Origin of the sequence: Bacillus sp. NTK074B (assembly GCF_017303375.1) — a bacterium.
Classification (GTDB): Bacteria; Bacillota; Bacilli; order Bacillales; family Bacillaceae_B; genus Rossellomorea.
Genome location: NZ_JAFKOH010000011.1, coordinates 105,670 through 119,755, shown reverse-complemented (window position 1 = coordinate 119,755; position 14,086 = coordinate 105,670). Strand labels below are relative to the sequence as shown.

Below are 14,086 nucleotides of genomic sequence, written 5' to 3'. Positions count from 1 at the left end.
TTCTTGAAAAATATAAAGATATTAATATGTATAGGAGGTGGAGGTTTGGATTATTCAATTATTGGTAAGAAAATTAAAGAGTTACGAAAAGGGGTTGGATTAACCCAAGGTGATTTAGCTGATGGTATCTGTACTCAGGCGTTAGTAAGCCGAATTGAAAAAGGGGATATATATCCCAGCGCCACTGCTCTTTATCAAATTTCCGAGAAACTGGGAGTAGATGTGAACTACTTCTTTGAAATAGGAACAACTCCACGTCTGGATTATGTAAAAGAAGTCGAACATCAACTAAGGCACTTCAGAGTAAGGTTAATGTATGACGAGATGATTGGAATGGTAAGAGTAGAAGAAAAAAACCCCCTCTTTTTTCGAGATGAATCCAATCTGCAATTGCTATACTGGCATAAAAGTATTTATATATTTGAAATTGAAAAAGATAAAGAGGCAGGGGTGGCTCTTCTAGAAGAGGCACTATTACTCACTTTAAATAATAAGCGGGCACTTTCAGAGAGAGAAATAGAAATACATATGACCCTAGGGGCTTTTGAGTTTGGAAGAGGGAATCTCGAATTGTCATTAAACCTGTATGAAAAAGTACAGTCCTCGATACAGTCCAGTGCACAGCTACATGATAAATCTATCAAAACTAGGTTGCTTTACAATTTTGCCCGAACATTAACCAGGGTAGGGAAGTACGAAGAATCAAACCGTTACTGCAATCAAGCAATAAAATGGTGCCTTGAGGAGGAACACTTATTTGGTTTAGGTGAGCTCTATTATCATGCAGGCTATAATTATGAATTGCAGGGTGAACTTGAAAAAGCCTTATCCTACATTGATAAGTCCGTCCTGATTTTTGATATGTATGAAGATAATCGCTATCGTCAATACCTTCAAAAAAAGCGCGTTGATATTTCCAGTAAATTAGGATCTGATTTTAATTCACATAATTGAACTCCACGAATTTTTACCTGATGAAGTTTTTTTTCATACATTCTGCATGTCCTTCATAAGAATGATTAGTGATGAGGGGTGATGGAAGTATGAGAAGGAAAAGCCCGTTTCCTCTAATAGTCGGAGTTGGGATCGCTGTGATAGCCATAGTGGCACTGTTCATGCTTTTGGGGACAACACAGGAACCAGACACGCCGGAAGAAGTGATCGATGAATTTTACCGGTATGAAAAAGACGGTGATTTCGGTAACGCCTGGGAGCTCTTTCACTCGGAGATGAAAAATAAATTCCCCAAAGCTTCCTACATCCAAACCAAGAACCACGTATTCATGGGCCATATGGGGGTGGATGAGTTTGAAGTAGACATCGGCAGTATTGAAAAAGAAAAGGAATTTACGTTTAATCATGAGGGACTTCAGTTTGACGATGTCAGAAAAGCGGAAGTGGATTTATTTTTCGACAGTGAATTCGGTGAGTTGACAATCACTCAAACATGCTATGTTGCCATGGAAGAGGGGGAGTGGAGAGTTCTATGGAATTATAATTTCTGAAAAAAGTCTGGATATTTGGTTTTATCAGGTATTATTCGGGTAAAAAGAAACTAGATTTTTTAAAAAGGAGGGCATCCGGAGTGTCTCTGCTCTATTTTAAAGCTCGGGAAGCGTACGAACTTGATGCAAAAGTATCTCAATCCGCTGTGACGAGAATGAGAGAATACCGAAGAACCAAGCCTGTCCCTGTTGTCAAAAAGAAATAGCTTCCGTTTTGTTAACCGTTTTGGATCCTACTCAGTCTAATCGTCTTTAGACTGTTTTTTTTGTTGGGAAAAAGTCTGCCGATTGGAGTAATTCATACATAAATAGAGTGTAACGTAGGATAAATTGAATGCAATCCAGTCATAATAAAAGTCAGGAATCAAATGATCCCTGACTGTATTACTCTAAATCTTCCCCGATAATGCGCACTTCCCGTTCTAGTTCTACGTCAAACTTTTCCTTCACCGTGTTTTGAACGTGTTCAATCAGTGAAATATAATCCGATGCCGTTGCATTGGCCTTATTCACAATGAATCCGGCATGCTTGGTGGATACTTCCGCACCTCCGAAGTTTGTACCCTGAAGCTCGCTATCTTGTATCAATTTACCTGCAAAGTATCCCGGGGGACGTTTAAACACACTTCCACAGGATGGATATTCAAGGGGCTGTTTGGATTCGCGTTTGTCTGTCAAATCATCCATGATGGCTTTGATGTCTTCATAGACTCCCGGTTGCAGGCTGAACGTTGCTTCCAATACGATGTCTCCTTTTTCTGAGATATTGCTGTGTCTGTAATCGAGTTCTAATTCTGCAGCTGTCCGCTTCACCAGATTTCCTTCACGATCAACGACGTGGCAATAGTCCAGGACGTCCTTGATTTCTCCACCGTATGCACCTGCATTCATGAACAGAGCTCCGCCAACTGTGCCTGGGATCCCGCACGCAAACTCGAGCCCTGATAGCTTTTCAGCAAGGGCACGTCTTGACACATCAATGATGGCTGCACCACTTTGAGCCACGATTAGCTGGTCGGTTGTTTTAATGTCTTTAAAATTCTTTAAATGGAGGACGATTCCGCGAATCCCGCCATCCTTTACAATCAAATTCGAGCCATTTCCAAGTAAGGTGAAAGGGACATCCACTTTATTCGCGAGCTTCACAATATTTTGTACTTCTTCATAAGTGGTCGGAGTCAGGAAGAAATCGGCTTTTCCGCCCAACTTCGTATATAGGTGATCCTTTAATGATTCGTCACGCTTGATGTTGTCCGAGTGCATGACCTTTGATAATTCTTTAAACACTGTCTCTTTATTGTACATTCTATATCAGTCCTAAATAATAATTTTCGTCTCTCACTAATCAATCCTACCCAACCATTATATGACGAAAACCCATGAAAGTTAAATGGTTTCAGTTGGGAGACGTCAATATCCTTCAAATGGAGGATATCAGAAAAAAGAACCCTCTTGATTTGGAGGGTTCTGTAGAAGACAAATTATTTTAGAAAATGAAATGATCTAGCGACATTGGAAATGAGGTTTGTCATGAAACCGCTGCTCTGTTTCTTTTCCTGGCCTGGATTCGTGGCGTCACTCTGCTTGAACTTGATTGAGTATTTCGCAAATCCGTTATCCTGCGTTCCAAGATACTTATAGGTTCTCGCGTTTTTAATATAGTCCTGAGCCTTTGGAGATGTTTCGAATATCACGTTCACATTTCCGTGAATCGGTGCAAAATTCCAGTTTCCGTCTGCTTCCGGATTAATGCTTCCTTTTTCCATGATGTAATTAATGACGACATTGCGATTTTCGTCAGGGGCCTGGATAATGATGTTGGAACCATCAATGCCAGGGAAGTGTCCTCCGCCGCTTGCACGATAGTTATTCGTTGCGACAATGAACTTCTGATCGGGATCTATTTGCTGACCGTTGAACTTAAGGTTCTTGATGCGGTGGGAGCCCTCGTTTGTAAGCTTTCCGTCCGTATTGTACCTTGCAGGCTTGGTTACATCGATTTCATATGTGACACCATCAATGACGTCATAATTGTAAGAACGGAATTCTCCATTAACTAATGATTGCTCTTCGGATTTACTTGTATCGATCTGATTAAATTGCCCTGCAGACATTTCAAGCCATTCTTTTACCTGTGCTCCATCAATTAATACAGCTTGTAACGTATTAGGGTACAAATATAAATCAGCTACATTCTTAATGGCGATTTCACCTGCAGGAATATCCGTATAGTAAGTGGCATCTCCACGGGTACCTGCTTTAAACGGCGCACCAGCTGATAATACAGGAATTCCTTCGTATTCCGTCCCTTGGATGTACTTTTCTACATACCATTTTTGTGCATTTGTCACCACTTGAATAGATGGATCATCCTTGACTTGTGCAAAGTAGCTGTTAATTGGAGCAGTGGTTTCTCCAACTGCACTTCTTACCCAGTCTATTGTGTGATTATGGTCTTCTTCAATAGCTTTGAACACTTCTTCATCACGGGCCACCAACGGGTTGCCATCTTTATCAGCAATTCCACGAAGGGACGTTTGTCCGTTTATGACCGTCCATTTACCATCCTTCAGTTCTAAATCAAGATCGACAAGACCTAAATGGCTTCCCCAATATCCAGGCATGACAGAAGGAACGCCGTTAATTGTTCCTTTCTTTGTATCGACCCCTGCAATGCCCTCATACGAAGAAGAAGGGAAGGTGCCGTGTGAATGACCGAAAAGAATCGCATCGATCCCGTCCACCTTGGAGAGGTCGTATGTTGCGTTTTCTTCCATTCCGTCATCGGTGACGGTTCCGATTCCCGAGTGAGGGATGGCTACTATGATATCTGCGCCTTCTGCTTTCATTTGAGGAATGAATTTATCTGCGGTTTCGACTATGTCTTTTGCAACAACGTTCCCTTCAAGGTTCGCCTTGTCCCACTGCATGATTTGAGGTGGAACGAAGCCGATCACACCAACTTTAATGGAATGTTTTTCACCGTCTTCATCTACGACTTCACGGTCAAGAATCTGGTAGGGTTCAAAATAGTTTTGATCATCGGAAGGATCGTTGTTTCCATCACTCTTATATACATTGGCATTCACGTAAGGGAAATTAGAACCTGCCAAAGAAGTTTGAAGGAAATCAAGACCATAGTTAAACTCATGGTTCCCTACGTTTCCTGCATCATAATCGAGCAAATTCATGGCCTTATACGCAGGATGAGTTTCCCCTGGCTGCAGCGGATCAATCTTAGCTACATAGTCCCCAAGTGGATTTCCCTGAAGTAAATCACCATTATCAAAAAGAAGACTGTTCTTTGACTCTGATCGGGCTTGTTTAATGAGTGAAGCCGTTTTGACAAGTCCATATTTATTCGTTTCTGTATCTTGGTAATAATCATAGTTTGCGAGATTAACATGGATATCTGTTGTTTCAAGGATGCGCAGCTTTACGATATCTTTGTCCATCACATCCGCATACGTAATGGAAGGAGCAGCTTGCGGGATCATAAAGCCTAGGGCTAAAGCAGTACCGGCGATCATTTTTTTCTTGTTAGAAGTGTTTTTCAACAGTATCTCTCCTATTTATGTATTTAATGCCAAACAATTACATGCTAGCACAAGTTTGTGAAAGAATAATGGTTATAAAGTATGATTTGTTAGAAAAATGTAAAAATTACGTAAAGGAATGAGGCTTGATTATTTACTTTTCCTTGTTTAGTAGATAGGATTGAATGTAGAAAAATATGCTATAACATCTATCTAGCTACTAAAATATACATATTATTCGAAAAGGAGGAAGCGAATTGGCCCGACTATATACCGCCTTGATTGGCTTGAGCATGATCTGGGGAATGTCATTCGTCTTCATCAAATGGCTCGTGGAACCTGCAGGCGTGTGGGGGACCGTATTCCTAAGATGCCTGGCAGGTGCCCTTGTGCTTCTCCCGCTCTTTTTCATACATAGAAAAAAAGAAGGCAAGAAGCCACTGCCTCTATGGAAGCTGTTTGTAGTTGGGGTCGGGAATGCCGCACTGCCCTGGACACTGATCGCCTTAAGTGAGACTCAGATCAACAGCAATACGGCCTCCATCTTGAACGCCACGACGCCGATCTGGACGGGGCTGATCGGATTTTTATTCTTTGCGGTTGTGTTGACCGGATACCAGTGGATCGGGATTGCGGTCGGCTTCATCGGCATCCTCGTACTGATGAATTTTGAAGTGAGCGGGATTTTTTCCTCTGATTTTGTAGGAGTGGGGACGATGGTGCTCGCGACGATGAGCTATGCGTTTGCTTCCCAGTTTACGAAAAAGTATTTGGCTGGGACGAGCGTGGTTGTGATTTCTACATTTCAGCTATTGATCGGAGCAGGTGTGGGATTTGTGGGCATGATGGTCACTGACCCGATCTCTGCCGGTGACTTAGCATCAGGTGAGGTAATCCTCGGCATTTTAGGGCTGGGGTGTCTCGGTTCAGGTGTCGCGACTCTGCTTTATTTCTATATTATGACGAATGGAAGTCCGGAATTTGCCTCAACGGTGACGTATTTGATACCGGGGACTGCGATGATCTGGGGCTTCGTACTGTTAGGAGAGCCGGTGACCCATAATCTCATTTTAGGATTGCTGATCATCTTTGCCGGGGTATTCCTGTCTTCAAGAAAGTCCAAAAAAATCATTTCATCCTTACCTGCAGGGACGAGGTAAGACCTTTAAACAAACGTTTGATTAACATTTCTAAACCCTTTTATTTCAAGGGATTAGACTACTAATCAAACGTTTGTTTTATTTTTGCACTAGAACCAATGCATCTACTATTATTTGCTATACTATTAGTAATGAAAATCTGGATATTGAACGGACCGGAGGAGATTTATTATGAAATATAAGAGAGATGAGTCCTATCGCTTTACTTTTTCACAGCCTATTCCGTGCTCATTTACGATCGTTGGGATTGGGGATCAAATGATTGAATCCAAAACAGCCAAAGGGGAAATTGTCGACCTAAGTCCACAAGGGTGTAGACTGCAGTCTTTGCTGGATATTCTCTTGGAAAAAGAAGTGAGAGTGCGCGTAACTTTTCAGTTGGATGAAGGGTATGCTGAAATCGCTGCTGAGGGTGCACTACAATGGAAAAAACGGAAAGGTCTTTCTCATTATCAGTATGGGGTGGAGTTTCCAAAGGACGAGAGCCTGAAAACAATCATTACAGATGAATTAAAGAAATATGTGAAGAAATAAAGGATTGAAAGTACCATAATTGAATGATACTAAGAGTGGATCCACTGACAGGAAGAATAGTGGATCCCTCTTTCTTGCTGTTGGAAAAATTACTGAAAAGAGTTTTTCCACTGAATCTAATGCAAAAGAAGGCTTATTCATATAAAATGGTTAGGATACATAGATTGAATAGACAGGTCCGGAATTAGGTTGAATCCGGATAAAATAAAGAATAAGGATGGTAATTCGATATGAAAACGGCAATTGTAACGGATAGTACTGCCTACATCCCGAAAGAATTGCGTGATCGACTCAACATACATATGATTCCTCTCAGCGTCATCTTCGGAGGGGAAACCTACCAAGAAGAAGTGGACATTACGGCCACTGAATTTTACGAAGAGGTCAGCGTCCAGGATAAGCTCCCGACCACATCGCAACCTCCTGTAGGACAGTTCGTCGAGCTGTTCGAAAAGCTTTCTGCTGACTATGATGCCGTCATCTCCATTCATCTATCGAGTGGCATCAGCGGCACGTACCAGGGTGCCGTGCAGGCAGGCCAAATGGTCGAAGGGATTAAAGTATACCCATATGACTCAGAAATCAGCTGTATGATCCAAGGCTTCTATGCCATTGAAGGGGCGAAGCTTGAGCGCGAAGGAAAAACAGCCGAAGAAATCGTCATGTTATTGGATGAAATGAAGAAGTCGGTCCAGGCTTACTTTATGGTAGACGATCTTGCCCACCTGCAGCGCGGGGGACGGTTATCCCAAGCCCAGGCCATCATCGGAAGCCTGTTGCAGGTGAAGCCACTGCTGCACTTCGTGGACAAAGTGATCGTCCCGTTTGAAAAAATCCGTACCAAGAAGAAAGCATTGAAACGGGTGGAAGGCATCCTGGAAGAAGCGGTCGCGTCCGGTGAAGCATATCAGGCCTCCATCATTCATGCCAATCGGGAAGAAGAAGCGATTGAGTGGAAGAATGAGCTGGAAGGGAAATATCCGAATGTGGAATTCAGCTTGAGCTATTTCGGTCCGGTCATCGGGACTCATTTAGGTGAGGGAGCGTTGGGGATGGGCTGGGCTCGGAAGATGAGCCGGTAAGGGATTGGTTGCCGGTTTGTCTAACGGTGCCATCTAACGGTGCCAGGCACGAAACGATTGTTTTGTGCCTGGCACCGTTTTTACATGAAGCAGGATATTCTCACCCTGGAGTAGAATACATGATTATCCGAACACAAGGAGTGATGTATTTGCGTTTTGGTTTAATGAACCATAGTTTAATCCCTGAACCACTTGTGAAAGATCCAGCCATTTTTCAGAAAATCTCAGATTTCACCACACTGCCACCTCAACCTCTTACCCCTTCCTATCCTTTTTCATCAGATCTGCAATCCTATCTCAGTGGACGATCACTATTATTAGATGAGATCCCACACCCAATCGATATCCTTCAGGAGCATTATCAAAATGGATATGTTTCTTATGATAAAGGAGTATCCAATGGACAGTGCCGTCGTTGTGGAAATAGCCGTCCGCATTTGTTTTCTGTTTTCCGGTGCGCACGGTGTCATACAGACTGTATCTACTGCCGGAAGTGCATCATGATGGGGAGGGTGTCTGAATGTACTCCGCTTTTAAAATGGAATGGGCCGCCACCGGATTCAACCCGGGCTGCCTTTGACTGGTCCGGTACCCTTTCTGAAGCACAAAAGGGGGCATCGAAGCAAATGATTTCAGCTATTCAAAACCAACGTGACCTGCTTATTTGGGCTGTATGTGGAGCCGGAAAGACCGAGGTGCTGTTTGAAGGGATTTATGAATCTCTTCAGCAAAATAAACGCGTCTGCATTGCCGCGCCCCGTACCGATGTCATCCTGGAACTCTCTCCCCGTCTCCAAAAGGCTTTTCCCAATACCTCCATCACCACTCTATACGGAGGATCTGAGGACCGGCACCTCTATGGTGAGCTCGTCCTTTCCACCACCCACCAACTGTTCCGTTACAAAGAAGCCTTTGATGTCATGATCATTGACGAAGTCGACGCGTTCCCTTATTCCTATGATAAATCCCTTCAATGGGCTGTCGAACATGCCCGTAAACCCCGTTCGTCTGTCATTTCCCTTACTGCAACGCCAGATTCGAAAACACAGAAGGAATGCCTCAAAGGAAAAAGAAACTTCATCCAAATTCCTGCCCGTTTCCATCGTCACCCGATTCCGCTCCCTAGATTTGTCTGGTGCGGTCTTTGGAAAAAAGCTTTAACGAAAAATCGAATTCCCCCTGCACTGAAGAAATGGACTCTCCTGAAGCTTCAGCAATCCAAACAAGCCTTTATCTTCTTCCCAAGCGTCGAACGCATGGAAAAAGCTCTGCCCCTGTTCAAAGAAATGAATCCCCTCATTGAATCCGTTCACGCCGAAGATTCCGACAGAAAAGAAAAGGTGATGAAATTGAGAAACAATGAGATCCCTATTTTACTTACGACCACTATATTGGAACGGGGGGTGACCATCCCAAACATCGATGTCGCAGTCCTCGGGGCCGAAGAAAAGATTTTCACCGAAAGCGCCTTAGTGCAGATTGCCGGCCGGGTAGGCAGGAGTTCTGATCATCCAATGGGCGACATCGTTTACTTTCATTACGGCCGGACGAGGGAAATGATCAAGGCCATCCTGCATATTGATGGGATGAATAAAGAAGCTAGAAAGAGAGGCTTGATACATGGTGAATAACTGTTTGTATTGTGAGGGAGAGTTGGTGGAGATGTTGTCGTGGAGAGGCTTATTTTACAGTGAGCCTCAATTCTTATGTGAGGAATGCTTGGTACAGTTAGAAAAAATAGAAGGTGAGCGATGCAATGGATGCTCCCGCTCCCTGGATGAGCTGCCTTCGAATCTGATAAAGGAGGGTGTGTGTCTGGACTGCCACAGGTGGGAACAGGATCCAGAGTGGAGAGGAATCCTCGCCCATAGTCATTCCTTTTATCATTATAATGATTTTCTAAAGGACTACCTTGCAAGATACAAGTACCGGGGAGACCATGTCTTGGCACAAGCATTCTCACATACTATTAAATCCTATCTTGATAAAATAAAATATGATCTCCTCATTCCAATCCCATTAAGTGATGAACGCCTCTATGAAAGAGGATTCAACCAATCTACTGCCCTGTTGGAAGAAGCAGAGGTCCGTCCCTCCCATATCCTCACCCGGTCGCACTCTGAGAAGCAGTCGAAGAAAACGCGGAGTGAGCGTCTTCGGCAGGAGCAGGTGTTCCACTTAACGGAGAATGTGGTGAGAGAGAAGAATATTCTGTTGTTTGATGATATTTACACGACGGGTACGACTTTGAGGCAGGCTGCAAAGCTATTAAAAGAAGCGGGGGCTGCCGAGGTTTCTTCCCTGACTCTCGCAAGGGGTTAAGCAAACCCATTCTCTGCCGATATAATGGGTAAGAGAAGCTTTACCGGGAGGAAACGATCATGTCAGAAATCATCAATTGTCCACGCTGCAATGCGATTTTTATGCAAAATAAATTCCGTGATGTCTGTGATAAGTGTTATAAAGAAGAAGAGAATATGTACGAAACTGTTTACCAATTTTTAAAGAAGCGGGAGAACCGGGCAGCGACTATGAACAGAGTCATTGAAGTGACCGGGGTAGACGAGGAACTTCTATATAAGTGGGTGAAAAAAGGTCGTATTCAGACGAGGCAGTTTCCAAATATGGGTTATCCTTGTGATAAATGTGGGAAGATAATAGGGACGGGACGGATTTGCGGTGATTGTTCTTCTGAACTTGCCAGTGATCTGAAGAAGTTCGAAACGGAACAAGAATGGAAGATTAAATCCCAGGAATCCGGTCAAAGAACCTATTACACGATGAGAGATAAGAACTAGACGTAGGGAATGGAATTCAGGAAGAACTAACCAGTCCCTGACACTAAACAAAACCTGTTTCCATCCGATATACTAGGTAGAAACCATGTACGTGACGAAAGCGAGGGAAAATGATGAAGATTAACAATATCGGAAATCAGAACATCAATCCTTATAAGCGCAACCTGAACAAAATGGATGAAGTCGGAAAAGCAGGTAAAGCGGCATCCGACAAAATCGAAATCTCTTCTGCCGCTAAAGAAATGCAGGAGGTTTCCAAACTCGGCAAAGAACGCCAGGCCAGAGTGGAAGCATTAAAAGATCAGGTTCAGAGCGGGAACTACACCATCGATCCGAAAGCCATCGCCAAAGGATTACGAAATTTCTATAACGGCCAATAAAAAGGGAGAGAACAAACATGTCAGCCACCAATTTAATCACAACTCTTGAAAAACTGTACAAGCTGCACAAAAGTTTGTTCGACCTTTCAGTGAATAAAACGGGTGTCATCAAAAAAGGCGATATGAGTGAACTCGATCGTGTACTGAAGGATGAGCAGAAGCATCTAACTGCGATCAATACGGTGGAAGCAGAGCGAAAGCGGGAATCCATTCACTACCTTCGATCACGTGGAGTGGCATTTACCGAGACACCAACCATATCCCAGTGCATCGAACACAGTTCACCTCAAGAAAAAGAAACCCTGTCTCACTGGCAGCAAAAGCTGATCGGTATCATCGGAGAGTTGAAAGCTCAAAATGAGCTGAACCAAAAGCTCGTCTATCAATCTCTTCAATTCGTAAATATGAATCTGTCGATGACCCAGCCGCAGCCGGATCAAACAACCTATTCACGGCCGAACGGTGAAAAGAAAACACCGGCAAGCCGGTCCCTATTCGATTCACAAGCATAGCACTAACTAATTGAAACGGAGGCAACACCATGCGATCCACTTTTATGGGCCTTGAAACGGCAAAACGGGGCATGTACACCCAGCAGGGCGCCCTTTATACAACCGGCCACAATATCTCCAACGCGAATACTCCTGGATATACCCGTCAACGAGTCAACTTTGAACAAACGACACCCTATCCTGCTCCCTCTATGAACCGTCCACAAATCCCAGGCCAAATCGGAACGGGAGTCGAAGCCGGTTCGATTCAACGCGTGCGTGATTCATTCCTGGACATGCAGTACAGAGGTGAAAACCAAAAGCTCGGCTACTGGGATACAAAAATGGAAGCGATGAAGAAGATGGAAGAGGTTATGAACGAACCATCCGATTCAGGCTTATCAAAAACGATGGATATGTTCTGGCAGTCCCTTCAGGATCTGGCCGTTAACCCGTCCAATGCCGGCGCACGTTCAGTGGTAGTCGAAAGAGGGAAATCCGTTGCTGAAACATTCAATTACTTATCCTCTTCTTTAACAAGTGTGAGAGGCGATCTGAAAAATGAGCTGTCTGTCAGCGAAAAGCAAATCAATTCCCTGTCGAGACAAATCGATAACATCAATAAACAAATAGCCGATGTTGAACCACACGGCTATCTTCCAAATGATCTATACGATGAACGGGACCGGTTAATCGATGAGCTTTCACAGCATGTTTCCATCCAAACGAGCTACCAGTCCAATGGAGGACAGTCGTCTCCTATCGCAGAAGGTGCCGTCACGGTAACGCTTATAGGGAAGGACGGAAACCCTGCCGTCAATCTCGTCGGGAAAAATGGTGTAAATGAAGTTAAGCTTACCTATGATGGCCCGCAAAACTCGGTGGATTCCGTCACGATTGGCCAGCAAACACTCGATATCAAAGATTTCCTATCACAAGGCGAAGGGAAACTAAGAGCCCTTGTCGATACATACGGATTCAAAAATAAAGACGGTGAAGCAGAAGGCTCCTATATCAGCATGCTCGATGAACTGGACAGCATGGCGTACGAATTCGCCAAGGCATTCAATGACCAACATCAACAAGGATTCACGCCGGAACAGATGAATGATCCAAACTTTGATCCTGACACGGATACTCCGGATACACCGAAGTTCTTCCAGGATGCAAAGAATGCCGCAGCAGATCTTGATAGTGTAGAAAAAGCAGGCTTCGCCCAAAGAATTCAGGTTTCCAAGGATATGATTAATCTGGATAATATTGCCACAGCAGGTGCAGATAATCCTACGCTTGGAGACGCATCAAATGTACTGGCTTTGGCCAACATCATCACAACAACCAAATTGCCTTATGGTGAAAAAGAAGCTTCATTCCAAAGTCACTTTGAATCTGTAATCGGTAAAATGGCGGTAGAGTCACAAGAATCCGTTCGACTCGCAAAGAACTCCGCTGTATTAAGAGGAGCCGTGGATGAACGCCGAATGTCCGTCAGCGGAGTCTCCCTTGACGAAGAAATGACCGACATGATCAAATTCCAGCATGCCTACAACGCCTCTGCCAGAATGATCACACTGCAGGACGAAATGCTCGACAAAATCATCAACGGCATGGGTACCGTTGGAAGATAGGTAGGTGAAATGATATGCGCGTAACACAAAGTATGCTGACAGCGAACTCGATGAGAAACCTTAGTTCTTCTTATAGTCGTATGGGTCAATTGCAGGACCAGCTGGCGACAGGGAAGAAGATTACGAAGCCTTCAGATGACCCGGTTGTAGCGATGAAAGGGATGTTTTATCGTTCAAACCTGACTGGGATTGAGCAGTATAAGCGGAATCTTTCGGAGCTTTATTTGTGGATGGAGAACTCGGAGTCTGGGATTGAACAGGCGAATCAGGGGTTGCAACGTGTGCGGGAATTGACGTTGCAGGGGAAAAATGGTTCGTTAAGTCCGGAAGACCGTAAAGCCGTTGCTACAGAAATCGAACAGATCAAACAGGATCTGGTCAGCGTCGCTGAAACAAAAGTAGCGGGAAGATATATTTTTCATGGAACGGACGTTGGGAATTCTCCGATTAAGGATGGAAATCCCGCAGATGGAAGTGCTCCGCAGGTCGCTGACAATTTAGGCAGCAGTGCCATTGATGCTTATCCTGTGGAGGTTTCTCAGGGTGTGTCTTTAAAAGCCAATGTGAATCCTAATAAAGTCTTTAATCAGAAACTCTTCGACACCGTGCACAATATCCAAAAAGCATTGGAGTCGGGAGATGATTCAGCTCTCGATACAGAGCTGGAGAATCTGGACAGTGTCATGAACACATTATCAGCAGAACGCTCTGAACTTGGTGCCCGTTATAATCGTCTTGAAATGGTAGATGACCGCCTGGGTCAACAGGAAGTAACAGCGAATCGAATTCTATCTGATAACGAGGATGCAGACATCGAACGTGTCATTACGGATTTGAAAACTCAGGAAAGTGTCCATCGGGCTGCACTCAGCGTCGGAGCCAGAATCATTCAGCCGACATTGATGGATTTTCTACGATAAAAGCAAGGGGACTGACCCTTTAAGGTGTTTCGTCACCTTAGGTCAGTCCCTT

The 14,086-nt window shown here is 44.1% G+C and carries 15 protein-coding genes; 13 read left to right on the top strand and 2 right to left on the bottom strand.

Annotated features, from left to right (window positions below):
• Nucleotides 1-45 precede the first annotated feature (45 nt).
• The 3 genes from JI667_RS17605 (at nt 46) to JI667_RS23005 (ending at nt 1,711) form a co-directional block, all read left to right on the top strand.
• Nucleotides 46-954, top strand: coding sequence for a helix-turn-helix domain-containing protein (locus tag JI667_RS17605; RefSeq protein WP_206857516.1), 909 nt, complete (start codon nt 46-48; stop codon nt 952-954).
• An 89-nt stretch (nt 955-1,043) separates the two neighbouring features.
• Nucleotides 1,044-1,505, top strand: coding sequence for a hypothetical protein (locus JI667_RS17600; RefSeq protein ID WP_206857514.1), 462 nt, complete (start codon nt 1,044-1,046; stop codon nt 1,503-1,505).
• Nucleotides 1,506-1,585: 80 nt separating this feature from the next.
• Nucleotides 1,586-1,711, top strand: a complete 126-nt coding sequence (locus JI667_RS23005; RefSeq protein ID WP_280515510.1) for a hypothetical protein — start codon at nt 1,586-1,588, stop codon at nt 1,709-1,711.
• A 178-nt stretch (nt 1,712-1,889) separates the two neighbouring features.
• On the opposite strand, the gene murB is transcribed toward JI667_RS23005, so the two are convergent.
• Nucleotides 1,890-2,810: a UDP-N-acetylmuramate dehydrogenase gene (gene murB, locus JI667_RS17595; RefSeq protein ID WP_206857513.1), complete on the bottom strand. Its 921-nt coding sequence runs from the start codon at nt 2,808-2,810 to the stop codon at nt 1,890-1,892.
• A gap of 176 nt (nt 2,811-2,986) precedes the next feature.
• Entirely contained in the window at nt 2,987-5,002 is a 2,016-nt protein-coding gene (locus JI667_RS17590) for a bifunctional 2',3'-cyclic-nucleotide 2'-phosphodiesterase/3'-nucleotidase (RefSeq protein ID WP_244668383.1), read from the bottom strand.
• A gap of 296 nt (nt 5,003-5,298) precedes the next feature.
• Between JI667_RS17590 and JI667_RS17585 the strand changes: the two genes are divergently transcribed.
• From JI667_RS17585 to flgL, 10 genes are all read left to right on the top strand, one after another.
• Complete coding sequence (locus tag JI667_RS17585) at nt 5,299-6,201, top strand: DMT family transporter (protein ID WP_206857512.1); 903 nt, start codon at nt 5,299-5,301, stop codon at nt 6,199-6,201.
• Between the two features lie 171 nt (nt 6,202-6,372).
• The gene (locus tag JI667_RS17580) at nt 6,373-6,735 is read left to right on the top strand and encodes a PilZ domain-containing protein (protein WP_206857511.1); all 363 of its coding nucleotides are present in this window, start codon (nt 6,373-6,375) and stop codon (nt 6,733-6,735) included.
• A 230-nt stretch (nt 6,736-6,965) separates the two neighbouring features.
• Nucleotides 6,966-7,817, top strand: a complete 852-nt coding sequence (locus JI667_RS17575; RefSeq protein ID WP_206857510.1) for a DegV family protein — start codon at nt 6,966-6,968, stop codon at nt 7,815-7,817.
• Between the two features lie 119 nt (nt 7,818-7,936).
• Nucleotides 7,937-9,448 carry a DEAD/DEAH box helicase gene (locus tag JI667_RS17570; protein ID WP_244668373.1) on the top strand — a complete coding sequence of 504 codons (1,512 nt, stop codon included), beginning with the start codon at nt 7,937-7,939 and terminating at the stop codon, nt 9,446-9,448.
• A 31-nt stretch (nt 9,449-9,479) separates the two neighbouring features.
• On the top strand, nt 9,480-10,139 hold the full coding sequence (locus JI667_RS17565; protein ID WP_244668372.1) for a ComF family protein: 660 nt from the start codon (nt 9,480-9,482) through the stop codon (nt 10,137-10,139).
• Between the two features lie 59 nt (nt 10,140-10,198).
• Entirely contained in the window at nt 10,199-10,615 is a 417-nt protein-coding gene (locus JI667_RS17560) for a TIGR03826 family flagellar region protein (RefSeq protein ID WP_206857508.1), read from the top strand.
• A 110-nt stretch (nt 10,616-10,725) separates the two neighbouring features.
• Nucleotides 10,726-10,995, top strand: coding sequence for a flagellar biosynthesis anti-sigma factor FlgM (gene flgM / locus JI667_RS17555; protein ID WP_306465469.1), 270 nt, complete (start codon nt 10,726-10,728; stop codon nt 10,993-10,995).
• Between the two features lie 17 nt (nt 10,996-11,012).
• Nucleotides 11,013-11,507: a flagellar protein FlgN gene (locus JI667_RS17550; protein WP_206857507.1), complete on the top strand. Its 495-nt coding sequence runs from the start codon at nt 11,013-11,015 to the stop codon at nt 11,505-11,507.
• Between the two features lie 29 nt (nt 11,508-11,536).
• Nucleotides 11,537-13,114, top strand: a complete 1,578-nt coding sequence (gene flgK / locus JI667_RS17545) for a flagellar hook-associated protein FlgK (protein WP_206857505.1) — start codon at nt 11,537-11,539, stop codon at nt 13,112-13,114.
• A gap of 14 nt (nt 13,115-13,128) precedes the next feature.
• Nucleotides 13,129-14,034: a flagellar hook-associated protein FlgL gene (gene flgL, locus JI667_RS17540; RefSeq protein WP_206857503.1), complete on the top strand. Its 906-nt coding sequence runs from the start codon at nt 13,129-13,131 to the stop codon at nt 14,032-14,034.
• The last annotated feature ends 52 nt before the right edge of the window (nt 14,035-14,086 follow it).

Excerpts from the sequence above, each read along its gene's own strand:
- JI667_RS17600 (WP_206857514.1), top strand. The coding sequence starts at position 1,044 with ATGAGAAGGAAAAGCCCGTTTCCTCTAATAGTCGGAGTTGGGATCGCT.
- murB (WP_206857513.1), bottom strand. The coding sequence starts at position 2,810 with ATGTACAATAAAGAGACAGTGTTTAAAGAATTATCAAAGGTCATGCAC.
- JI667_RS17590 (WP_244668383.1), bottom strand. The coding sequence starts at position 5,002 with ATGATCCCGCAAGCTGCTCCTTCCATTACGTATGCGGATGTGATGGAC.
- JI667_RS17580 (WP_206857511.1), top strand. The coding sequence starts at position 6,373 with ATGAAATATAAGAGAGATGAGTCCTATCGCTTTACTTTTTCACAGCCT.
- JI667_RS17575 (WP_206857510.1), top strand. The coding sequence starts at position 6,966 with ATGAAAACGGCAATTGTAACGGATAGTACTGCCTACATCCCGAAAGAA.
- JI667_RS17570 (WP_244668373.1), top strand. The coding sequence starts at position 7,937 with ATGATTATCCGAACACAAGGAGTGATGTATTTGCGTTTTGGTTTAATG.
- JI667_RS17565 (WP_244668372.1), top strand. The coding sequence starts at position 9,480 with ATGTTGTCGTGGAGAGGCTTATTTTACAGTGAGCCTCAATTCTTATGT.
- JI667_RS17560 (WP_206857508.1), top strand. The coding sequence starts at position 10,199 with ATGTCAGAAATCATCAATTGTCCACGCTGCAATGCGATTTTTATGCAA.
- flgM (WP_306465469.1), top strand. The coding sequence starts at position 10,726 with ATGATGAAGATTAACAATATCGGAAATCAGAACATCAATCCTTATAAG.
- JI667_RS17550 (WP_206857507.1), top strand. The coding sequence starts at position 11,013 with ATGTCAGCCACCAATTTAATCACAACTCTTGAAAAACTGTACAAGCTG.
- flgK (WP_206857505.1), top strand. The coding sequence starts at position 11,537 with ATGCGATCCACTTTTATGGGCCTTGAAACGGCAAAACGGGGCATGTAC.
- flgL (WP_206857503.1), top strand. The coding sequence starts at position 13,129 with ATGCGCGTAACACAAAGTATGCTGACAGCGAACTCGATGAGAAACCTT.